The 23,051-nt window shown below is 50.3% G+C and carries 21 protein-coding genes; 13 read left to right on the top strand and 8 right to left on the bottom strand.

Going from position 1 to position 23,051, the window contains the following annotated elements:
* Window positions 1-85 precede the first annotated feature (85 nt).
* The 4 genes from TQ39_RS14805 to TQ39_RS14790 all read left to right on the top strand — a co-directional run bounded on the left by TQ39_RS14805 (window position 86) and on the right by TQ39_RS14790 (window position 4,111).
* Entirely contained in the window at window positions 86-1,360 is a 1,275-nt protein-coding gene (locus TQ39_RS14805) for an MFS transporter (protein WP_050006090.1), read from the top strand.
* Between the two features lie 68 nt (window positions 1,361-1,428).
* A complete protein-coding gene (locus TQ39_RS14800) occupies window positions 1,429-2,145 on the top strand; it encodes a glucosamine-6-phosphate deaminase (protein WP_050006089.1) in 717 nt (238 codons plus the stop codon).
* Window positions 2,146-2,158: 13 nt separating this feature from the next.
* Window positions 2,159-3,691 carry a glycoside hydrolase family 31 protein gene (locus TQ39_RS14795; RefSeq protein ID WP_050006088.1) on the top strand — a complete coding sequence of 511 codons (1,533 nt, stop codon included), beginning with the start codon at window positions 2,159-2,161 and terminating at the stop codon, window positions 3,689-3,691.
* A gap of 69 nt (window positions 3,692-3,760) precedes the next feature.
* Window positions 3,761-4,111, top strand: a complete 351-nt coding sequence (locus tag TQ39_RS14790) for a cupin domain-containing protein (protein ID WP_050006087.1) — start codon at window positions 3,761-3,763, stop codon at window positions 4,109-4,111.
* A 932-nt stretch (window positions 4,112-5,043) separates the two neighbouring features.
* Here the strand turns inward: TQ39_RS14790 and TQ39_RS14780 are convergent.
* From TQ39_RS14780 to TQ39_RS14750, 7 genes are all read right to left on the bottom strand, one after another.
* On the bottom strand, window positions 5,044-6,222 hold the full coding sequence (locus TQ39_RS14780) for an acetate/propionate family kinase (protein ID WP_050006085.1): 1,179 nt from the start codon (window positions 6,220-6,222) through the stop codon (window positions 5,044-5,046).
* A 1-nt stretch (window position 6,223) separates the two neighbouring features.
* Complete coding sequence (locus TQ39_RS14775) at window positions 6,224-6,409, bottom strand: hypothetical protein (RefSeq protein WP_050006084.1); 186 nt, start codon at window positions 6,407-6,409, stop codon at window positions 6,224-6,226.
* On the bottom strand, window positions 6,399-7,964 hold the full coding sequence (locus TQ39_RS14770; RefSeq protein WP_050006083.1) for a hypothetical protein: 1,566 nt from the start codon (window positions 7,962-7,964) through the stop codon (window positions 6,399-6,401). The genes TQ39_RS14775 and TQ39_RS14770 overlap by 11 nt, the downstream gene beginning before the upstream one ends.
* A 14-nt stretch (window positions 7,965-7,978) precedes the next feature.
* On the bottom strand, window positions 7,979-9,235 hold the full coding sequence (locus TQ39_RS14765) for a YlbE family protein (RefSeq protein ID WP_050006082.1): 1,257 nt from the start codon (window positions 9,233-9,235) through the stop codon (window positions 7,979-7,981).
* 53 nt (window positions 9,236-9,288) lie between these two features.
* Entirely contained in the window at window positions 9,289-10,305 is a 1,017-nt protein-coding gene (locus tag TQ39_RS14760) for an alpha/beta hydrolase fold domain-containing protein (RefSeq protein WP_082052288.1), read from the bottom strand.
* Window positions 10,280-11,497 carry an NAD(P)-dependent oxidoreductase gene (locus tag TQ39_RS14755; protein ID WP_050006080.1) on the bottom strand — a complete coding sequence of 406 codons (1,218 nt, stop codon included), beginning with the start codon at window positions 11,495-11,497 and terminating at the stop codon, window positions 10,280-10,282. Before TQ39_RS14755 ends, TQ39_RS14760 begins: the two co-directional genes overlap by 26 nt.
* Window positions 11,498-11,761: 264 nt before the next feature.
* Window positions 11,762-12,979 carry an AraC family transcriptional regulator gene (locus tag TQ39_RS14750; protein WP_050006079.1) on the bottom strand — a complete coding sequence of 406 codons (1,218 nt, stop codon included), beginning with the start codon at window positions 12,977-12,979 and terminating at the stop codon, window positions 11,762-11,764.
* 156 nt (window positions 12,980-13,135) lie between these two features.
* Here TQ39_RS14750 and TQ39_RS14745 point away from each other — a divergent pair, with 156 nt between their 5' ends.
* The 5 genes from TQ39_RS14745 (at window position 13,136) to TQ39_RS22000 (ending at window position 19,009) form a co-directional block, all read left to right on the top strand.
* Entirely contained in the window at window positions 13,136-14,149 is a 1,014-nt protein-coding gene (locus TQ39_RS14745) for a D-2-hydroxyacid dehydrogenase (RefSeq protein WP_050006078.1), read from the top strand.
* Between the two features lie 9 nt (window positions 14,150-14,158).
* A complete protein-coding gene (locus TQ39_RS14740) occupies window positions 14,159-16,132 on the top strand; it encodes an alpha-amylase family protein (protein ID WP_050006077.1) in 1,974 nt (657 codons plus the stop codon).
* 24 nt (window positions 16,133-16,156) lie between these two features.
* Window positions 16,157-17,041, top strand: a complete 885-nt coding sequence (gene garR / locus TQ39_RS14735; protein WP_082052286.1) for a 2-hydroxy-3-oxopropionate reductase — start codon at window positions 16,157-16,159, stop codon at window positions 17,039-17,041.
* 94 nt (window positions 17,042-17,135) lie between these two features.
* Window positions 17,136-18,581, top strand: a complete 1,446-nt coding sequence (locus TQ39_RS14730; RefSeq protein ID WP_050006075.1) for an MFS transporter — start codon at window positions 17,136-17,138, stop codon at window positions 18,579-18,581.
* A gap of 272 nt (window positions 18,582-18,853) precedes the next feature.
* Window positions 18,854-19,009, top strand: coding sequence for a hypothetical protein (locus tag TQ39_RS22000; protein WP_416339342.1), 156 nt, complete (start codon window positions 18,854-18,856; stop codon window positions 19,007-19,009).
* Between the two features lie 844 nt (window positions 19,010-19,853).
* Here the strand turns inward: TQ39_RS22000 and TQ39_RS14720 are convergent.
* The gene (locus TQ39_RS14720) at window positions 19,854-20,084 is read right to left on the bottom strand and encodes a hypothetical protein (protein WP_050006073.1); all 231 of its coding nucleotides are present in this window, start codon (window positions 20,082-20,084) and stop codon (window positions 19,854-19,856) included.
* Between the two features lie 288 nt (window positions 20,085-20,372).
* Between TQ39_RS14720 and TQ39_RS21995 the strand changes: the two genes are divergently transcribed.
* From TQ39_RS21995 to TQ39_RS14695, 4 genes are all read left to right on the top strand, one after another.
* Window positions 20,373-20,822 carry an IS5 family transposase gene (locus TQ39_RS21995; RefSeq protein WP_082052285.1) on the top strand — a complete coding sequence of 150 codons (450 nt, stop codon included), beginning with the start codon at window positions 20,373-20,375 and terminating at the stop codon, window positions 20,820-20,822.
* Window positions 20,746-21,072 carry a transposase gene (locus tag TQ39_RS20950; protein ID WP_158557730.1) on the top strand — a complete coding sequence of 109 codons (327 nt, stop codon included), beginning with the start codon at window positions 20,746-20,748 and terminating at the stop codon, window positions 21,070-21,072. Before TQ39_RS21995 ends, TQ39_RS20950 begins: the two co-directional genes overlap by 77 nt.
* An 879-nt stretch (window positions 21,073-21,951) precedes the next feature.
* Window positions 21,952-22,467, top strand: coding sequence for a hypothetical protein (locus TQ39_RS14700; RefSeq protein WP_050006069.1), 516 nt, complete (start codon window positions 21,952-21,954; stop codon window positions 22,465-22,467).
* A 357-nt stretch (window positions 22,468-22,824) separates the two neighbouring features.
* The gene (locus TQ39_RS14695; protein ID WP_154523485.1) at window positions 22,825-23,046 is read left to right on the top strand and encodes an excisionase; all 222 of its coding nucleotides are present in this window, start codon (window positions 22,825-22,827) and stop codon (window positions 23,044-23,046) included.
* Window positions 23,047-23,051: the final 5 nt, after the last annotated feature.

Below are 23,051 nucleotides of genomic sequence, written 5' to 3'. Positions count from 1 at the left end.
GGCGATCCCCCCGTTTGTTCAAACAGGAAGAAAAGCACGCCAAATGTCAGGGCGGCGGCCAAATCATGTGAGAGGAATGCGGAAAATGCGGTTGTATGAAAAGTTTTTCCCCCATACGCCTCCGGTAGAACAGCAGCTGGCGCAGAGCCGCCGCATCATTCTGGCGGAAGAGGCAATTGCCGGCACAATTTTTTCTCTTGGCATTGGGAACTTTTTGGTGGGGTATCTCACGTGGATGGGCGCAAGCCCGGCCTTCAGCGCACTTGTGGGTGCGCTTCCTATGCTGGGGTGCATCCTGCAGGCGGTTTCTCCGTTCTTGTTTGAACGGCTGCGCTACCGTAAGCTGTGCATCGTGCTGGTATGTTTGGGGTTCCGATTCAGCATGGGCCTTGCCGCTTTCGTCCCGCTGCTTTTTTCCCATTCGGCGTCGCGGCAGACGGCGGTATTCTTGCTTTATTTTTTCGCCTGCATGTGCGCGGGCTTTGTTACGCCGGGACTGAATCAATGGATCCTTTCCATCGCACCGCAGGAGAGTCGGGGCAATTTCTTCGCGAAAAAGAATATCCTGAACTCCATCGTCAACGCGTCGGTAATGTTTTTGATGGGGCGCCAGCTGGACTATTTCATCGGTCAGGGACAGCCGCAGACGGGCTACTTTATTGTATATGGGACAATCCTGCTGCTCACATTTCTGGACATCGCACTGCTTTCCCATGTGTGGGAAACCCCGTCGCAGAAAGTCTTGAACATCAGGCCCCAGGATTTCCTGCGTCCGTTTCGTGACCGCAAATTTCGTTCAGTCATCTTGTTCGATACGCTGTGGTTTATCGCGGGGAATTTTTCCTCGGTGTTCCTACCGGTGTATCTCCTGCGCGGGCTGGGGCTTTCCCACAGCTACATCAGCGTCATGACGATTCTTGCCTCCGTGACGGGGATCTTCTGCAACTGGGTTTGGGGGCGCATGGCGGATCGCAGGGGCTGGCGCTCTGTACTCACCGCGGCCAGCGCGCTTTCCTGCTGTGGTTACATGGGCTGGTTTCTCATCACACCGACAGCGGCGCTGTTCGCCGCGCCGGTTTTGCAGTGCATCGCCACCGCAGGTTCGTCGGCTTCCAGCCTTGCCACGCTGAACATGGAATATGCGTCCTGCCCAGAAGAGGGGAAAACCGTATACCTCGGCGCGGTGGCTGTCGTTTCCAATTTGATGGGCTATATGGCCACGCTGGCTGCTTCGGGAATCCAGTCTACGTTAGAGCATAGCCTTGGCACAGAGCGCAGCATTTCCGTGCTGTTTGCCATCAGCGCCGCCGGGATGCTGGCGTGCCTGTGGCACGCACGGAAAAATCTGCCCAAAATCTAAGTCTAACCCGACCCAATGCTTCACTGCGTTTGAGCAATGGGTTTGACAAAACAGGAAAGGAAATCGCTATGCAGAAAACCATCGTACCCTGTGCGGCGTTTGATCGCGCGGCCGCACAGAAAGTGCTGCGGCAGGTGCTGCAAAAACCAGACAGCACGCTCTGCCTTGCCACGGGCGACACGACCGCCGGTATTTTTACCCGGATGGTTGAATTAAAACAGGCGCTGGATTTGGACTGCGCCCGCGTAAAATGTATTAACATGGATGAATATGTCGGTGTGCGCAGAGAAGAACCAGCCAGCTGTTATTTCCGCATTGTGCGGGATCTGTATGCCCCGCTGGGCCTGCGGGAAGATCAGTTTTATGTTCCGGTCGCCCCGACGTCGCAGGCGCAACAGGAACGGGAACGCTTCGCGCGGAAGCTGCGAGGTTTCGGCGGAATTGATTTCATGTTGCTCAGCGTCGGCGGAAACGGGCATATCGCGTTCAACGAGCCGGGCGCGGATTTCGGCGCGCACATTCATGTGGCGAATCTTACGCAGAGCACGCTGCAGGCCAAGGCCGAATTGTTTGGCGGTGCAGACAAGGTTCCGGCGCAGGGTCTTACGCTGGGTATTGCTGATGTGATGGCGGCGCGCCATATCCTTCTGGTGGCAAACGGCGTGCATAAAGCGGAGATCATCCGCCGCGCGCTGGAAGGGCCGATTACGCCGGAGGTTCCGGCTTCCGTACTTCAGCTGCATCCGAATCTGGACATCCTGCTGGATGAAGCGGCGGCGCAGTAAAGGGGGCTACGGAATGAAAGATGAAAAACACCTGCAGATTGGGCCGCGCGAAGCATGGTACGGCCTGTGCGTGGAGGACGGCGTGGATCTGCCGATCACCCGAGAAAGCAGATATAGCCGGTCCCTCACGCCGAACGAAACTGTAAACGGCGCGGCGGCGATTTTGGTTTCCAGCGACGGACGCTACTTGTACTGTGAGCGCGGTGCCCGTGTCTCCGCTGAAAACGGGGTTTTGAATATGTACTCTCCCGACGCTGAAATCCAATTCCGTGATGGCTGCAAAACCCTGCGCGGCGCATGGAACGCGCTGGTTCGGGATCACCTACCGGTGGGAGGCGTGATGCCCCCGGAGCTTTTCTTCACCGCTCCGCAATACAATACATGGATCGAGCTGCTATACGGCCAAAGCCAACAGGGCATCCTCACGTATGCCAGCGCGCTGCTGGCGAACGGGTATTCCCCCGGCGTGCTGATGATTGACGACGGATGGATGTGCGATTACGGCATGTGGGACTTTCTCCCCAATCGCTTCCCCGATCCGCGCGGGATGGTGGAGCGGCTACACACTATGGGATTCCGCGTCATGCTGTGGGTCTCGCCCTTCATCTCCCCAGACAGCCCGGTCTTTCGGGCGCTGCGCCAGACGAATGCCCTCGTGCGGGACGTACAGGGAGAGCCGGCCGTGCGCCTGTGGTGGAACGGATGGTCCGCGGTGCTGGATATGTCAGGCGAAGATGGCATGCGCTGGCTGAATGCGCAGTTGGACGGCCTTGTAAAAAAATACGGCGTGGACGGCTTCAAGATGGATGGCGGAGACGCGAAATTCTATCGGGACGACGACTGTACGGTAGGGCATGTGAGTGCAAATGAACAGAGCACGCTTTGGGCAAAAGCGGGCCTGCGCTATCCATACAATGAATTCCGCGCCTGCTACGCAATGGCAAACGCTCCGCTGGTACAGCGCCTTGCGGATAAAAACCACAGCTGGGGCCGGGACGGCGTCGGCTCCCTCATTCCGAATACGCTGACACAGGGGATGCTCGGCTATGCATTTAGCTGCCCGGACATGATTGGCGGCGGGGAATACGCCAATTTCACGGCGAACAGCGATAAACTGGACGATGAACTTTTCGTGCGTTATGCACAGTGCGCCGCCCTGATGCCGATGATGCAGTTTTCGGCGGCCCCCTGGCGTGTGCTGCCGCCGAAAGCGGCGGAGCTATGTGTTCAGGCGGCAAAACTGCATGAACAGTATACCGAGGACATTCTCGCGTTGGCAAAACACGCCGCGCAGACTGGCGAGCCGATTGTCCGATACATGGAATATTGTTTCCCACATCAGGGTATGGAAACGGTTCAGGATCAATTTATGCTGGGGGATTCCTTGCTGGTTGCGCCGGTTTTGACAAAGGGTGACCGCACGCGGAACGTCGTGCTACCTACGGGACGATGGAAATATGTGGATGGAACGGTTTATGACGGCGGACGTACCGTCACCGTACCAGCCGATTTGGATACTCTGCCGCGTTTTGTCCTGCAGCCATAGACCTGCAACCGTAGAATAGCGTGAGTGCCGAATGCCAGACATTCCGCCGCACACAAAGGAGGTTTAGAGATGGAAATTGTAAATTTTCTGCGCCAGCCGGCTCAGATAGAGTCTGTCCATGGCGGCGAAGGGCTGTGCCGGAACTGCCGTGTTCTTGGCCCGGAAAGCTTTGATACGCCGGTGCGGTTCCTTTACTATACCGTTTTGCCGTCCGGCGCGTCTTTTGGCGAACACACGCATGGAGATGACAATGAAGTCTATTTGGTCTTGGAGGGCAGCGGCCTGTATAGCATGAATGGGGAAGCAGCGTCGGTCGAGGCCGGGGATGTCCTAATCAATAAGCCGTTCGCGTTCCACTTCTTAAAAAACACCGGAGACAGCGAGATGCGTGTTTTGGTGTTTGAGGTGTACAACCGTTAAAGTGTTCCCCGAAAATGCGCGCCTGCCCATATTCTATAGGCGGGCGCCTGCTATTTTACAGGAAGAAATTTTTGGCGCGGGCTGCAAAGCGTTTTTGAAACACTACGTTCGGTGAGTGTATTGATTCCTGTTCCACGCCCTGTTTCTGCGCCGAAATTTTCTGTTCCAGCAATCCCCCATCAATAAAGATTTCCGCGGATGCAGAATGAAGGCGGTGAGAAAAGCCGTGCCCAAGAGAAGGAAGGGACACAAATCTTCGACAGGTTTTCTAATTTTATCAACAAATGCTTTCAGAAAGGCGGTGATTTGTTGTGACTGCAAAGGAATACGTTGTCTGCCAACTGGAGGGTTATACACAGTTTCGCAATGATATTACTACTCTTGAATTCGAGTTGAAAGATTTGGCACCCTTCGATGAACTTCAGACAAGATGACTTGATTAAAACCCTAACCTTTTCTCATCCCACTGAATCGCCTGTGCAAGAGAGTCGCATCTCTGATAAGACTGCAGCAATTGCCTTGTCTTATCACACGATCGGACTCGAGCAGACCAGAGACACCAGACTTCGCATTGCCTCACAACTAGAAGTCTATTAAATGCTGGCAAATCGGCTAGATACTTATCTTTGCGCACTGTATCCCGAGGATGCTGCTGTTTTGAAGAAACATTATTTTGACGGTCTTTCCTGGCAAAGGTATTGCGGATGCGGAGCATCATTGTATCCGAACGGTCATCAAGCGTCGAAATCGAGGCATGAAGCGATTGACCAAACTGTATGACCGCCTTGCTCGACTTGGAGCTTTGCCCGGCGTTGAACCATCTGTGTAAGATGTCCAAATTTGGACACCTTATAAAAAAGGAAGTAATTTTCGATGTCGATGACATCTGAAAATACTCCCTTTTTGTCGTCCTGTTACAAAAAAGATATTTATTAAATCTCATATGTCCTACGCGCGATGCCCAGTTCTTCATTCGTTGGAATAACGCGAACACAGACAGCGGAATTTGCGGTGGAAATAACACCTTCTCCGTGGCAATCTTCATTCTTTTTCTCATCCATTCTGACGCCGATGGGCATCAGTTTTTCACACACCATGCGGCGGATGCGAGCCGAATGTTCGCCAATTCCCGCTGTAAATACCAAATCGTCCAATCTACCTAAATCCAGATAAAACGCGCCGATGTAATGGACGATTCCTGTCACGAACACTTCCATGGCAAGTCTGGCCCGAATATTGCCGTTGTCAGCTGCTTCGATAACATAGCGCATGTCGTTGCTGACGCCGGAAATGCCCAGAAGTCCACCTTTTTTTTGGAAGCCTTCTTGAATTTCCTGTTCGCTTAGTCCCTGTCCTCGCAGAAAAGCGGCCATCCCACAGTCGATATCTCCGGTACGGTTTGCGTGAATCAAGCCGGATTCCAACGACATCCCAAAACTGGTATCCACACTTTTCCCATTCAGGATGGCACACACTGAACTGCTACCGCCCAAATGGCAGGAGATTGCGGCATACTCCGTTTTTTCTTTATTTAAAACATCCGCAATATATCCGTGGGAAGCGCTATGGTATCCCAGCCTCTGGACGCCGTATTTTTCGTACCATTCATATGGTACGCCAAAAATTTTTCGTTCCATAGGGATTTCTCGATGGAACGCCGTTTCAAAGGCTCCCACGAAACGCGCTTCTGGCAAAACTTCCCGCATCACTTCAATTGCTTTGATATACGCGGCATTGTGCAGCGGCGCCATGGGTAGCCACTCTTTCATTCCGTCTAGAACCGCTTCGTCGATTTCGTGAACACCGAAATGACCCTTGGAAAGCGTCGCCTTAAATCCCACGCGTTCGATTTCTTCCACGCTGGAAAGCGCGGCTCGTGGACCTTCGGTCAACTCCTGAAGAAACCACTCGATACCAGTCTGGTAATCCGGAATATCCTGCCCGTCGAGGTCAACCCGCGCACCGGTGTGGTTATTATTGTAAGAGACGATAGCGTCCCGGCCCGAACCTACGCGTTCCACCGCACCTTGCGCAAAAACCTCACAAGCGGGCATCTCATACAACTTAAACTTCAGTGAAGTACTGCCGACATTGCAAACCAGAATTTTCATTTCAATCCAGCCCTCCAAGCAACTCCAAAATTTCCTGCATTTCTTTGTCGCCGGCGGCGGCGGGCCGCCAATCCACTTGCACTGTGCGATATCCTTGCTGTTCCAACGCCGTAGCAAACAGCCTGGGGCCTACATTGACGGTCACCAGCTCCGAATGGAATAGTTCCATGATCTTTTCACATTCCATGTTCGTCCATCTCCTTCTTTTGACGAATAATCTCCCCAGCCAGCGCCGATGCTCGCTCATTGGTCCTACACAGCAACACACCAGACTCCCGCAGCTTTTGGCACTGCTCGTCCAGATTTTGCAGATCGGCGTTTGTGCCCAGCACGGAAGCAACAAAAATCAGATGTCGGCCTCGGGCCTGCGCCTGTTCCTGTGCGACACGGATATCCGCCAGAGCGTAACCCGCCGGATCCATATGGCCCGGCGGCGTCAGAATAAAATCAAGCAAAATCACTGCGGTTTCCGGGTCAGCCGCTTCCCGTAGGATGGCCGGCTGGCGAACACCCGGATCAATGGCCGGATGTGGTCTGCCCAGTGTAAACTCCTCTTCTCCGTAGTCGATGCAGGTATTCTCCACGCTTACATGAGAATCGAGCAATCTCCAATCCTCTTTCAGTGGACTATTGGAATAAATTGGGCCAACTTTCTCAGCAAGCGTCTGCATCGCTTCATCCATATACGTCCCGCCGCTAAACGCGCCGCGCACGTATTTCTGCTCTTTGCCCAGCATCTTTACAGCCTCTGCTGCACGGTCTGACAGTTCCTCATCGCTTTCCAGCGGGTATTCCTTGCTAATCAGATTCAGGCATTTCTGCGCGCAGTCATCCAGGTTTTCCGCCCAAACAGCACCTGCGCTTTCAATCAGTTCTCGTTCACACCCCATGAAGAACACGACTACCGGCTTGCGACACTCTGAAATGCGGTTTAGAACTTTGGGTAATACCTCATCTCCTGGACGGCGGGAAATCAGCGCGATGTATTTGGTATCCATATCCGCCTCCAGCGCGTCAATACCCATCAGCATCATGATCCCACCCACGGGGTTTTTCAAATCGTTGCCCCCTGTGCCGATGGTCTGGCTCACGCCTGTCCCGGCCGCATGCAAAATCGCAGCAACATGCTGGATACCCGTACCGGAAGCACCGCAGATTCCAAATGGACCTCGGGCATTGATACTTGCCAGAACCAGCGCTGCGCCATTGATATTGGCCACACCGCAGTCCGGCCCCATGCACAAAAGCCCCTTTTCCCGCGCAAGTTCTTTCATCTCGCGTTCGTCCTCCAATGGCACGTTATTGGAAAACACCACACAGTGCAGCCCCACGTTCAGAGCCTTTTTCACCTCGGAAAGCGCATATTCTCCCGGTACCGCTATGGAACACATGTTGGCCTCCGGATGGGCCTGTACAGCCGTGCGCACACTGGAGAAACTCTCTCCGTTCGATTGCTCCGCACCACCCTGTTGAGCCGCCGCATCCTCCGTAACCGCAGCCGCAGCCTGACGGAACGCCTCTTCAGATTCTGCCCTTGCAACAATCACATAGTCGTTGTCGCCGCATCCGTCGATTTCCTCTGTCATCAAGCCGATCTCTGCCAGAATATCCTTGAACGAAGCCGTGGCCATGCCGACGTATCCGACGTCGACACCGGGCTGCTCATTTAATACGGATGAACTGAACAGTGTTTCCAGAGAATCAATATATTTTCCTTTTTTAATCTGTGCATATACCTTCATGCTCCCTGCTCCTTTCACTGCTGCTTGCGCAGCGCTTCGTCCCGGATGCCGCGCAGTGCTTCCCGAAAGCACTCCAGCGGTAGCTCGGCCGCCCCCGCGCCAGCTTGCCCGCCTGTCTTCAGCGCGGAACCGCCGTGACTGATGGGCAAAATATTGTATCCTACAACCTTGCGCGCGTCGATCCCCACAGGGAATCCGCGGTATTCATCCCAAGGAATGGGAGCGAATGTGTGCTCACCCAGTGAAACCGCACGAGCCTTTTCCGTACGCTCTTTTGCCTCGGCAAAGGTTGCTCCAGTAAAGCGCGCATAAGCCGGACCCGCGATGGAGGACATCCCGCCCAGACCATATACCTCCGTTACACAACTGTCGCCCAGATATCCCAAAAGATCTTCTTCCGTATAGGATGGTTTCAGCAGCATCCCATGAATGACAGGGGCAGGCGCAGTGTACCATCGGTTTCCCGTTCCAGAGAGTTGAATACCGAATTCCACGCCGTTTCCACCCATACCTGCCATCACAGTGGAAAGGGGAATCTCTTTCGCTTTCACAGTAAGCGCCTCCACACCTGCCATCATCACATGCAAAAAGAAACGGTCATTACCCGCCAGAAAGCGAACCATATCGTTTTTTTTCGGATGCTCCACGTCCATAAAATGTGGGATGATTTGCAGTGCCAGATACATGGAAGCTGCTGGCTGCCGGTTGTGATTCTCGTCTCCCATTCCCGCGGTTTTGGCCAACACAGTCACTAGGTCGATACCTCCGGATGCCCGCACAGCCTGTCCCAACGCTGGTCCAAACTCGTCCCGCATCCAACACAAATCCTGTTCTACTTCGCCATCATACAACCCCCAACGCAACACCTTTGGGTTGGCGCCTGGATGAATGGGTGCATAGCCTTTTCCGCCATACACCGGGTCTTCGGCCACGATTACAGGCATAGTGGCCGACACCACCATACAGGCGGCACATCCGCAGGCGTAGTCCTGCGCGGGCTTGATTTTGATGCGTCCATCCAGTACCATTTGCCATGCCTCATCCAGAGAGACCGCCAGCTTTTCATGTACGGCAGCGCCGCAGATGGACGTGCGGATGGGCTGCGTGATTTTTTCAGCAGGCAGAGGAGGTCCGGCAACCAAAATGCTTTCCCGCGTCATACCCGGAATCGCCTCCAGCGCCGGGCGCACATCCTTCCATACCGGACGGCCGTTCAAAAGAATATCCATTACCTTTTGATTTGCTTCGTTTACACGCTGTTCAATTGTCATTCAATTCAACCTTTCTTTTGAATATAGATAGTTAGATAGAGCGGTAGCTTTTCTCACGGCCGGGGTTGCCGGCTGGAGCTTTCCAGCATAGTTTTCATGGCGCAAAGCCGTCGCTGGATGACCCGGCTGACAAAAGCGTTATCCGACTCCGCATCAAAGCCGTGGTACGACCCGGATACTTCATTCAATTGTACCGTTATGCCCGCAGCGGTCAGTGCCTCGGCATAGGTTACAGCTTCATCGTGTAAAATGTCGATTTCCTGCGGTTCGATGTAAGCGGGCGGAAGGCCCGCCAACGCGCTGTAATCCGTGCGCAAAGGCACGAGCGGCGCAGCGGGTGAAGTAATGTCGCGCAGGTATTCCCGCCACATCTGTTCGTTGGAGCTACGAGGCCATGCGACATCTACAGACTGCTCCATCGAGGCATATCGGCCGCAGCGGTCATCCAGCACCGGATAAATCAGAAGTTGGCCGACGGGCCGCACGTCGCATTCGGCTAGGAGTTGCTGCGCCATTCCTGCTGCCAGCGCGCCGCCGGCGCTCTCGCCGTACAAAAGAATTTTGGTGGCATCAAGTCCCAACGCCTCTGCCCGCACCATCATCTGCCGCCACACAGCCAAGCAATCGTCAAATGCCGCAGGTGCAGGATGCTCCGGCAGCAGGCGGTATTCAGGCAAAAATATCCGCATGTGCAGTGCAGCGGCGTACTTCGCAGCCAGCCGTAGCGCCGGCACCTGTAGTGGTAGGAAAAAGCCGCCGCCGTGGCAATACAGCATTCCTGGCAAACTCCGCGTTTCCTCGCCTTCCGGTTCCATGACAAAGCACCAAATTTGTCTGCCGTTTCCATTATCTACCGACAAACTGCGGAGTCTTAATCCCTCAGGGGGGTGATATGCGCGCGTATCTTTTTTCATATTGTCTGCCATCATCCGAAGCATCGGTTTCAGCGCAGGATTACCAAAATCGATGCGACCCAGTGGTCCAGGTCCTTTTAATCCCGGTGCATATGCTTGTTTCGTAAAACTCTTCCTCTCCTTCGCGTGTTCATCCAATCGACCGCAGGTATTCATCCATAGCCCGAGCCACTTCTTTGGAATATTTTACTGCTTCCACGACTGTGCGTGCCCCCAATACTACATCACCGCTTGCGAAAACACCAGGGCGGCTTGTGTTTCCATGTGTGTCTGTGGCCAAAAGCCCACGGTCTGTTATATTCAAGCCCGTGGTCGTGCTGACGATTTTATCTTTTGGCCCTTGGCTCACGGCAATTACTACGCTGTCCGCAGGGAAATATTTCGGTTCACTCAGCTTTGCTACCGCCCCATCTCCGTCAAAAGAAGCCTGTTGATAAATTATGCCGTTATCGATGATTTCCAACGGGCGTGCACCGTAAAGAAATTCCACGCCGTCCGCCGTTGCATAGTCGACCTCGCGGCTGCTGGCAGCTGCTTCCCGACGGCGGCAGAAAACCGATACGCTCTTAACGCCTTTGCGCAGGGCCGTGCGCGCCACGTCCATAGCAGAGTTCCCCGCGCCAATTACTGCAAGCCTATCCCCCAGCTCATACACATCTGGGTTTACCAAATAGTCAATGGCAAAATGTACATGTCCCAAACTCTCGCCCGGGATTCCCAGTTTTTTGGGACGCCATACGCCGGTTCCAATAAAAATCGCCTTGTACCCGTCCTGCTGCAAATCGTCAATTGTCAACGCACCGCCGATGGCCGTATTCGGACGTATTTTAACGCCCAAATTTGCAAGTCGTATTTTATAACGATCCAGAATGGTTTTCGGCAAACGAAATTCCGGGATGCCATACCGTAACACACCGCCGATTTTATCGCGGCTTTCAAAAAGCGTCACATCGTATCCTTTTTCGGCCAACAGTACCGAGATCGTGATTCCTGCTGGGCCACTCCCAATGATTGCGACCCGCTTGTTCTTATTTTTGTCACGCTGTAGGCAAAGTCTGTCCAAGCAGGAATCTGAGATATAATTCTCGATACTGGAGATATGCACCGGTTCGCCCTTGCGTCCAAGGACACAATGCCCCTCGCATTGCTTTTCGTGGTCACAAACCAATGAGCAGACTACACTCAACGGATTATTTTCAAACAGCATTTGTCCTGCATGTTCAAGCTGATTGTCCAAAAACAAGCGAATCATATCCGGGATTGGCGTTTGAATCGGGCAGCCCTTTCGGCACTGAGGAATCTTGCAGTTCAGGCAACGGCGCGCTTCATTTACAACATGGACAGCCATTATGAAGCCTCCCCTTCGTATTTTTTGTTTCGGAATCCGAACCATGAAGTAAATACACAAAAAACACCCCCTGCACAAATCCATAATGCTCTGCATGGATATTGTACAGGGGGATTTCCTGTTGGAATAGTTTTATTTTCGCGAAAATGTTCACAAATTCATGTCAATTCCAAAAAAAATGAAATTCAATTACTAAAAAGCGAATTTGAAAGTATCCAAGGTTGAAAAAATGTGATACATTGCGATTGCAGACATAACACTCGCTCAAGTATTGAGCGTTTCACGGCGGTATTCCGCCGGGGTTTTGCCCACACATTGTTTGAACGTATTTGCAAAAAAGTTTCGCGAATTGAAGCCCAAGCGCTCTGCGATTTCAGCAATAGGCGTATCCGATGTGGAAAGCAGTGTTTTTGCGTGTTCGATTCGGGCAAATTTGATGTAATCATTGACAGAACATCCAGTTTCGCGTTTAAAACATGCGGACAGATAATATTTGGAGTATCCAAGCCTTGTGGCCAAAATGTCGATGCTTAGCGGTTCACGCAGATGCAACTCAATATAATCACAGCTTCCTTGCACCATTTTGGAATATTTAGGATTGCTGCGGCAAGCACGCACATGGCGGATAAAATCCATATACATCTGGTTTTTGATATCAGCCACCTCTGAAAGGGATTTCGCGGCAAAAAAACTTTTGATGTAAGCGTCGCCCAAACAATAACTCATGGTTGTTGAGAGACCGCCTTCAATAGCGGCGCGGGTGCAGACTGCGGCAAACGTTGTGCAGGCGATTTGCGCGTTTCGCAGCGGATTATCTGTATATTGCCGCACACGCGCCACATCTGCGGCATTGGCCATAGCAGCCGCTCCGTCCAAATCCCCATCGCGCACGGCGTTCAAAAGCGCCCGCTCCGCCCGGTAAATCTGAATTCGATCTTTTGGCGGTTTTCGTGTGGAAATGCGGGGAAAAGCGGAATCTGGCGTAAGTTCTCCCAACTGATACTGCACAGCGCTGACATCTATTTTTTCTCCCGTTACAAGGTAATGAAGCATCACTGCATATTGCGTAAAAAACGGCATTGAGAGAAACGGCAGTGTATGGAGTGTTTCCTCCAATGCGTGCTTCCATTGTGGGGAAGCCTGCGCCTCTTCGGCGGAAAGCAATTCATCAAGGCAATCCGGGTGCGGCTCATTCCCGAAAAAAGGCCCCAATACATGGATTTCTACGACGGAATTTCCGCTCATCTCCCGCGCAGCGATCCACATCAGCCGCGCATCACCATTTAGTATCAACGGAGCTTGCTTGGGTGCTGTATAGGCGTATTCAAGGCCTCCCGTATGGCGCAGAACAGCATCCAACATTTTTTCAGAAGAACAGGTACTGTGCAGCAGAGCGCCCTGTCCGTCGTATCGCCAATAGAATAAGGGTTTCGCGCAAGACAGAAGTTCTAAAAAAACTTCGATTCGAGCCTGAAATTCCATTTTCCCCTCCTGCAAAAATGCATTTCTGTATATTTTCACATTCACAAAGTTTGACGCGCGTGCAGCTTCAACCGCAAAAACTTCGAGATTATTGTATCATACACGCTACACCTTTTCAAAAATTTATATATAGATATATTCAAGGAGGAATCAATTTTGCCTGAAATCAAAAAAGCGTTGGTAACAGCTTACCTGAAACCGGAAAATCAGGAACGACTGAAAGCGGCGTTAGAACCTGCCGAGGTAACCTTCTGCATTCCTTACGGACCAGATGCAAAAGAAAAAATCGCACAGGCAGCCCAGGAAGCAGATGTGTGTATACTGAACGGAGATTTAAATGACAGCATTTTAGCGGGGAACAATATCAAGTGGATACATTGCTGCCACGCCGGACTGGATCGTTCTGCCCGCCCGGAGGTATTTGAGCGGGGAATCATTCTGACAAGCTCTTCCGGACGCAGTGCACCAGCTCTGGCGGAACATGTTTTAATGTTCCTTCTAAGCCTTACATATGATTTGCCCATGCTTTTACAAGCACAAACGCAACATAAATGGGCTTCCACACGTGAGTATGCTACAAAAACCGGGTTGCATGGCAAAACCATCGGCGTGATTGGCCTTGGAAAAACCGGACGTGAAGTGGCGCGTATGGCAAAAACGTTTGATATGACGGTATTGGGTTGGAGGCGCAGCAACAGCCCCGTGGAATATGTAGATGAAATATACGCCTCAGAAGAGGACGGTGATTTGAATGCGCTTCTTGCCCGTTGCGATTATGTGGTGCTTTGCATCGAGCTGAATGATCAGACCTTCCATATGATAGGCGCAGAACAGTTCCGTGCCATGAAAAGCTCGGCCTTTTTTGTCAATATGGGCCGAGGCAAGCTGGTAGACGAGCCAGCGCTCATAACTGCATTGCAAAAAAAAGAGATAGCCGGCGCAGGCCTGGACACCTTTGAAACAGAACCGCTGCCACCCGACAGCGCGCTTTGGGATATGCCCAATGTAATTGTTACGCCACATTGTACACCTGCCCTGCCAGACCGCGAAGAGCGTATGCTGAGCTATGTATATCAAAACATAAAGGCATATCGTGAAAATGGAGAATTTGTAAATCGGCTCAGCGAAAAAAACATATACTCCGGCGCACGCAGCGCCGAGCGAATTTGAGGAGGGGATATGGCACACTGGTGGGAAACAACGCCTTGGCGTATGGTTCAGACAAATCTGCCCGAACCCGATATGGCGGATATAGATGCCGCTGCTTTTGCGAAAAGCCTGAAAGATTTTGGCGCCACAGTGGTGAACCTGAATGCAGCCGGAATCATTGCCAGCTATGAGACCCAGCTGGATTTTCAACCGCGAAGCGCTTACCTGACTGGCGATAATCTCCGCCGCATCATAGAAGAATGCCATCAGCAGGGGCTTCGCGTTATCGCACGCACAGATTTTTCCCGCATTCGTCAAGATGTATATGAACAACATCCGGAGTGGGCCGCACGCCTTGCAGACGGGAGCGTTGTCAATTACAACGGCTATATAAGTGTCTGTCCGAACAGTGATTATCAAAATACCCGTGTGTTTGAAATTCTGCGTGAACTGTTTGACACCCACCCTTTCGACGGTTTGTTCTGTAACATGAGCGGTTATTTGTTAACAGATTACAGCGGGCGCTTTTACGGTTTGTGCCAATGCGAAACCTGTCGTAAAAAATATCAGTCGGAAACCGGCAAAGATGTGCCAGAAACAGGAGATTCACACAGTCCCGCTTTGAGAGAATATGCGGCATTTCATGCACGGTGTAATGCGCAAAAAAAAGAGAAGCTTGCTGATTTTGTGAAAGCACTTAACCCAGAGCTGGCTGTTAACGGTGTGGATTTTGTACGCAGTGAAGTAGGAACGGAATACGGACGTTCCAACTGGATTTATAAAGCCTCTTCAAATTCCCGTTTGGCCGCAGGGACTCTGCGCACACGTCCCAGCGATGATGCAAGCGTAGATTTTATAGGTTTCCGTCATCGGTTTATCTCCGTTTCGCCTGCGTTGATGGCCTTGCGTCAATGGCAGAATTTGGCAAATTCAGGGTGTGTCAGTTTGTATATTATGGGGCGTTTGGATAACCACCGGGACACCTCATGTTTTAAACCTACGCAGCGGGTATTCCAGTTCCACAAGGAACACGAAGCGCTTTTCGCCGGATTGCAAAGCGCGGCACAGGTTCTATTGGTGCATGCAGGAGATTGGCATCGCACGGACGCGGAAGCGCAGGGGTGGATTCGCATTTTGACAGAAAACCATGTGCCCTTTGACGAACTTCCTTTGTCCGATTTGAGAGAAAACAATCAGCTGTCCGAAAAACGGCTTGTGATATTGCCCGACATCAGTAATTTGTCGCAGCGCCAGGCAAGCCTGATTGATGCGTTTGCATATTCCGGCGGCACGGTTGTGGCGACAGGCAGTTCTGCTCTAGTGACCGGTAATGCTGCTTTGCACTGTTTGGGCGTTGCCAAGGTGCAGGAAATCCGTACAGGCTTGCGTGCGTCTATGCTGGAGATTCCCCAAGAAGAACAGGATGCATTTCCAAACTGTATGCAGACACCATATCTGGATATCGGTGAAGAACTGGTGTGTGTTACGCCTGAAAAAAATTCAAAGGGATATTTGCGGTTGATTCCTGAGCATCCGTTTGGGCCGCCGGAATGTTGCTGTTTTGAGAAAAATGAACCTGTTCATGGTTTAGTCGTATCATCATATGGGAAAGGACGTGGATTGTACCTGCCTTGGAAAGGGGCGGCGCTGTATCAAAGAGAGGGCTACACCAATCCCGCCTGTTTTTTACAGGACATTTTGTTCAGTTTTTGTGGTCTGCCGAAATTGGCACCGAAGTTGACTCCCATGACAGAGTTGACTATGTGCAGAAAAAAAGGCCTTCTTCTAATTCAGCTTGTCAACACAACTGGATGCTTTGCCAACAGCTGGTTTGAACCGGTTCCTGTATATAAAATTCATCTTCTGTTGCCGGGCATTTACGGTACAGCAAAAACATTGAACGGCGGTCACCTGACAACGCAACAAACCAATGATGGTCTGGAAATCACACTGGATATTCTAAAAGAATACGAAGCGATCGCGATTGAGGAATCAATACAATAAATTTAACAAAGGAGTTTTATCGTTATGAAAATCGGTTTAATTGGCCTTGGCATTATGGGAAAACCTATGGCAAAAAATCTTTTGAAAGCGGGCTACACGGATCTCATGGTGAACGACCGCAACATATCCAATGTAGATGAAGTGGTAGCCGCTGGAGCCCGCTATGCCTCTCAGCAGGAAATCGGTGAAATGTGCAATGTGGTACTGACGATGCTACCGAATTCACCGCAGGTCAAAGAAGTAATGCTGGCACAGGGCGGCGTTGCAGAATACATGAAGCCCGGCAGTGTATTCATCGACATGAGTTCCATTAATCCGGTTGCTTCGAAAGAGATTGCGGCGGTGTTGGAGGAAAAAGGCATCGAGATGCTCGACGCCCCCGTTTCCGGTGGGGAGCCCAAGGCGGTGGACGGTACGCTCAGCTTTATGGTTGGTGGGAAAAGGGATGTTTTCGAAAAATACAAGGTTATTCTTTCCGCTATGGGATCCAGCGTAGTGCGCTGTGGCGAAGTGGGCGCTGGCAATACAACAAAACTGGCAAATCAGATTATTGTGGCCTGTAATATTCAAGCCTTGGCCGAAGCATTGACGCTGGCTCAAAAGGCAGGTGTAGACCCGCAACTGGTATTTGAAGCAATTCGCGGTGGACTGGCAGGCAGCACAGTCATGAATGCAAAAGCGCCGATGATGATTGCAGGGAATGATTCACCCGGGTTTAAAGTCGACTTGCACATCAAGGATTTGAATAACGCACTGGATTGTGCGCACACGGTTGGCGCATTGGTACCCATGACCGCCAGTGTGCAGGAAGTTTTGCAGTGGCTGCACAACCATGAAGGTGGCCAAAAAGATCACAGCGCTATCGCCCAGTATTATGAGCAGCTTACAGATATTAAAATTGGGCGCTGAAGTATTAAGAAATGGCGGAAAGGAGGATAACACGGCAATTGGTTCTGCTAAAGCATAAAAAGCGATAATCTAATAAAAACAGGAGGAATTTTTAATGTCTGCTTCTGCACTGACAAAAGACACTGCTGGTTGGCGTCTTGCGGGCTGGCCCTGTCACCAAACCGCAAGTTCCGTCATTGGCGCCGCAATGGGCTTTATGAGCTATCTGGCAGCGGATGGGTACGGAATCTTGGTGTTTACCGCTGGCCTTATCGCTACTTACACGCGCTTGTTCGATGCGCTGATCGACCCGTTCCTTGCGCTGATCACCGACCGCGTTAATACACGGTTTGGCCGTCTGCGTGTATTGACCATCGTGGGACGCGCGATTCAGGTGTTGTGTCTGTTCGCTTTGTTTTTCTGGTTTTTGGGGAGCGGCCCGGTTGTATTTACCGTAATTTGCTGCATTTACTATGTTGGTGCGAGTATTTGTGCGATTGCAACACATACCGGTAATGCTATTATCACCACAGACCCGAAGCGCCGGCCGATTTTGTACCGCTGGCTGATGATTTTTTCCACAGTGATTTCCACTCTGATCAGCGTTTATATGTCGAAAGTTCTTTTCCCGAAGTATCGCGGCTTGACCATAGGCGCTTTTCAGGAACTATGTCTTACTTCTCTACTGGTCGTATTGGTTTTGGAAATCATTGCATTGGTTGCAATTTCTCCTATGGACCGGCCAGAAATGTTCCCAAAGAAAAAGAGCGGTGGAAACGTAAATTTAAAAGACACCTTTAATGTGCTGGTAAAAAATCGCGCGCTGCAAATGTATCTGGTTGCGGCGGTTTCCGATAAAATTGCCTCTCGTGCTTCCACCGAAGCGGTCGTCACTACTTTACTATGGGGTATTTTGATCAACAATTATGAATGGAGCGGCAACCTGAGTATGATCCAACTGCCGTTCACCATTTTCATTCTGTTTGTCGGCTCTTACTTAGGCGGCAAATATGGCGCTAAAAAAACATGTATCCAATGGACAACCATTAATATGGTACTCACCGGGGCCATGCTTCTGTTGTTCGTAGTAACAGACCCGACCAATATTACCAAAGCGTTTTTGCCCACTGCAATTTTTGTTGTTTTATTTATTGCACGGATGTGCGCTAATACCGTTTTGTCCGCGACGACGCAATCCATGATTCCTGACATTGTAGACTACGAGCTGTCGCGTTCTGGAGCTTTTGTCCCTGGTGTCATCGGTACGTTGCAGTCTCTGATCGACGAATTGTTCTCCTCTGTTTCTTCTACAATTGTAGCTTTCTGCGTAACGATGATCGGATATGTTTCTACTCAACCCCAACCGGGTGATGCCAGTTCTCCGCAGCTTTTCTGGATGACAATGTTCGTATGGCTTGGCCTGCCCGTTATTGGTTGGATTTGCAACTACATTGCAATGGCCTTTTATCCGCTCAGCCGCGAAAAAATGGTTGAAGTTCAGGAGAAAAACGCCGCTTTCCGGGCTGAACAGAAAGTTCAAAGTGAGTCAGCCGCGAAGTAGCCGATTCAAAAAAGCTTTTCCCCGCAAGCCGCCGCTACTCAGAAATGAGTAGCGGCGGCTTGCACTCCTCCTTACTATTATTTTCATATCGTCTTATTATAAAAAAGCCGAGCGGTGAAACCGTCGGCTATCTGAAAGTCAATGGTCACGGCAGGAGAAAACAAAAACTTGCGCTGGCTCGTCGTACAGAGAAATTCCGAGCCATGCAATGCCACTGTTGGTTTAGATGTCACAGATGACTCTACAGATGGTACCGATATCTATGATAGAGCATCACCACTACCATAGGGATGCGCGTAAGCGAAATGGTTGACGACATCAGCGCTATCACAACGACATCTATTATTCTAACCGAAATTTTGGGCGGTACCTACGGAATTGCACCCTACCAATGGTTCGGCTTGAAAACGCTGTTACTTAAGTCGTGACTTTCGGTACCTTCAGTCATGTCATTGGCATTGCCAAAGCACCAGAGTGGTGAAAAGCAGCCGAGGCTATCCGTTATTGGTAGTTGCTGGAATCTTAACCACCTTGTTTTTTCTTAAATGATTATTATAACAAGCTAGATTCTATATAATGAAATACCTTGACCAACTGGAATTTTTTCTAATCCAGTACCACTTCCAGCGGTGTCAGTACGCCTTGACGGACGCACGTCGAAGAAGCCTTTTATATCAATGTCCACAACATAAACAGATGCGATAGCTGTATTAGCTGGCTACACCTGGACATGGTATGTTCTGTGGAGCGGTTGGTCCTGAACACATAGGAATAGTCACGAAATTCTGCTTCACAAATTGGCCTTAAAACTTACAGGACACATTGTTGCACGATGTGGTCAACGATGGTCGGAATTTCGAGGAGGCCGGATCTTTCCGTTTGGTTGGGGAATTTCCATCTTGCGGACAGAACAGAGATGATAGCTCTTGAACTACTTTTGAATCAGCGCTGCATATCTTTCCTCGCTCAATTTGGCAAGGTCTTGTACGGTGCGTTTATCTACTCCTACAGTACTGCTCTCCGTATTCCCTTTGGTTGTCCGATATATCATTCTGGTATTTTCCTTACTGGAGATGAGTTCCATAAGATGAGTAAACACTTCGCCTTTTGTACCATCGGCATACAGACTATCCAAGTGTTTTTTCACCATCTTTTCAGTCTTGCGCCTGACCTTTCCAGTCGGGAACGTGTCATACCGTCCTCCCAATGGATAGACGCTGAGTTGTCCGCAGAGGTATACTCCACCCGGTTGTGCGGAACGTCGGCCTCGAGTTACTTGATGCACTCATAGTATTCTGTATTCAGCGTCTGCTCCGCCTGCTTTAGCGTTATCCCTTTCCCGGTCGGTTCCGCTGAAAAGAAAATGCCGAACGCAAAACCCGCCACAAGGGCGATCAAACAAATGAGCAGAATGACGAACAGGGCAAACCCGACACCCGGGGCCTGCGCCGTCTTTACCGACTGGCGTAGGGTTTTTACAACGGGGGTATCGGCTTTGGGCATCCGTGCGCTGTTTCGCGTGCCCGTGCGTGGGGTCTGCCGGGCTTTTTCTCCTTGGTTGCACGACTCTCCCAGCCGCCTTCATCAATCGAGATTTGTTCTTATTCGCTGCTTCAGCTGGTGTGCACGCCTGCCCGTAGCCGTGCGGACAGATGCATAGCGAAGCATATTTCCGGCGCCCGCGGCGGCGGACTCTGCGAATTCTTCCACCTTTCTCAGCACCTGATTTCCTAGAGTCTGTTTTAAAACCTTGCGATTGAGTGAAAAACGACGATGTAATAAAATGAGAGCATGAAGATGCATGAAATAAGCGAAAAACAATGGAAGAGGATCAAGTACAAGTTCCCACCTGAGAGGAAACCGCAAGGAGGGCGTCCAGGGAAAAGCAACCGGGAAATGCTTGACGCGATTCTATACTGGCTGAACACGGGAATTCCATGGCGGGATCTGCCGGAGCGGTTCGGCGCATGGCAAAGCATATACAGTCGGTTTCGGGTCTGGACAAAAGCCGGAGTATGGGAAAATATCCTCAGAACCCTGACTGAGCAGGATTTGGTGGACGAAACAACGCTGAGGCTGGACAGCACTACGATCAAGATTCACCAACACGCCAGTGGGCTAAAAAGGGGGATATCACGAGGAAACCGTGCGGAGCAGGGGAGGCTTGATCACGAAAGTCCATGCGGTAACGGATGGACTTGGGGATCCACTGCACTTTTTGCTCTTCAGTGGGAACCGTAATGATATCTGCGTGGCGCAGGCACTGTTGGAACCTTTTGATTTAAACGGCAAACTCATTCCGGCGGATAAAGGATATGACAGCGATATTTGTACGCTGGTTGGAAGAACAGGGCGGAATCGTGGTGTTTCCCAGCCATATCACTGCCAAACACCCCAAGAAAACAGACTGGCACACGTACAAAGAGCGTCATCTGGTGGAAAACCTTTTCCTCAAGCTGAAAAACAACCGCCGTTTTGCCACCAGGCATGAGAAGAAAGCACTCTATTTTCACGCTGTTGTCTGTCTTACCTGTTGTAGCCTTGTTTGGTTGCTTTGATGGTTTTAAAACAGACTCTAGCGCGGTGAGCAGTTTTTCTCTGGCGTTGGCAGGAGTTTTGACTGCAATTTTGTTTCCCGATTCTATTCCTCTGCTATATAAAACCAATATATTCTTGCAGAATTTGAATATTTCCCTTAGTAAATCTATAAAGGCTGACAGACAAGCTGATTGAAGCTGTCGACCCAAATTTCAGCGCACTGGGTTCGATAGGTCAGTAGATTTTGGTCCGTTTGGAGATACAGAAAAAGTGCTGTACTCTTCGTCGTCAGTTCCTGTGTTACAAAAGACTCCATTAGTTTTTTGTTGTCCCCAATACAGTACTAGGGCGGAGGGAATACAGAGGCATTATACATTTCCCAGATGTGCTGTCCAATCCTTTCTACAACTTGCTATTTACATTTGAGCCTTTGCAGATATTCACCATATTCTGCAAGGGCATTTTATTTTGTCCCCAATTTTCCTTCTAAATAGCGTATCTGCCGAGAGGCAGTACAAAAAGGCCGAATTTCATTGCAAAGCCGACTATAAGGAGGAAACGAAATGTTAAAATCGAACGCTTTTACCAAAACACAGCAGCGAATGGTCAGTGCAATGTCAGTGCCATACACATTGTATGCCCCACTGCATCACCGGGTTGTACACACGGACAAGGCATTCGGCCATACCAGGAAAACAGGCAGAAAGTATGTACTTGTAGATGCAGTTTTTACTGTGATATTCTTTAAACGTAGTACAAGGAAGGGACACAAAATCCGTGACGGGCGTTTTAATCTTATCAACAGATGCTTTCAGAAAGGTGGTGATCTGTTGTGACTGCAAAGGAATACGTTGTCTGCCAACTGGAGGGTTATACACAGCTTCGCAATGATATTACTACTCTTGAATTCGAGTTGAAATCTCTGGCACCCTTCGATGAACTTCAGACAGATGACTTGATTGAAACCCTAACCTTTTCTCATCCTACTGAATCGCCTGTGCAGGAGAGTCGTATCTCTGATAAGACTGCAGCAATTGCCTTGTCTTATCACACGATTGGACTCGAGCAGACCAGAGATACCAGACTTCGCATCGCCTCACAACTAGAAGTCTATCAAATGCTGGCAAATCGGCTAGATACTTATCTTTGCGCACTGTATCCCGAGGATGCTGCTGTTTTGAAGAAACATTATTTTGACGGTCTTTCCTGGCAAGGTATTGCGGATGCGGAGCATCATTGTATCCGAACGGTCATCAAGCGTCGAAATCGAGGTATGAAGCGATTGACCGAACTGTATGACCGCCTTGCTCGACTTGGAGCTTTGCCCGGCGTTGAACCATCTATGTAAGATGTCCAAATTTGGACACCTTATAAAAAAGGGAGTAATTTTCGATGTCGGTGACATCTGAAAATTACTCCCTTTTTGGTGGAGCCTCTGGGGCTCGAACCCAGGCCCGGTCGGTTATGAGCTATCGCGTCTTTCGCACGCATAATTGACCAGGTTTTCCTATCATGAATCGCGATTCCTCTTAAATATAATTCTACTTGTCTCACATTACGGCACAATTGTGTCATGATGATTTTACTATTATATCTACATAAATATATTATATTTTTATACTTTAAGACAAGGTCACATCAGTAAACTTTGCTGCGTATGGCTTTTTATTTTGCAACAGATTACATGCGCAAGAGAAACTATTTTATGGAGGGATTATCAGTGAGCCACCCAATAAACCCCGTTCCAATTCACCTCAAGGTCGCACTGACACTCAAAGAAGCCGCCGAGTACAGCAATATTGGAATCAATAAAATTGACTATATGCTACGGCAACCCAATTGCCCGTTTGTTCTTTATGTAGGGACTAAAAAACTCGTCAAACGTAAGGAATTTGAAGCCTTTATCAGCAAAAAATTGATTCTTTAAATAGT

The organism is Ruthenibacterium lactatiformans (assembly GCF_000949455.1).
In the GTDB taxonomy this organism is placed as follows: Bacteria; Bacillota; Clostridia; order Oscillospirales; family Ruminococcaceae; genus Ruthenibacterium; species Ruthenibacterium lactatiformans.
This window is presented reverse-complemented; position numbering and strand designations above follow the sequence as displayed.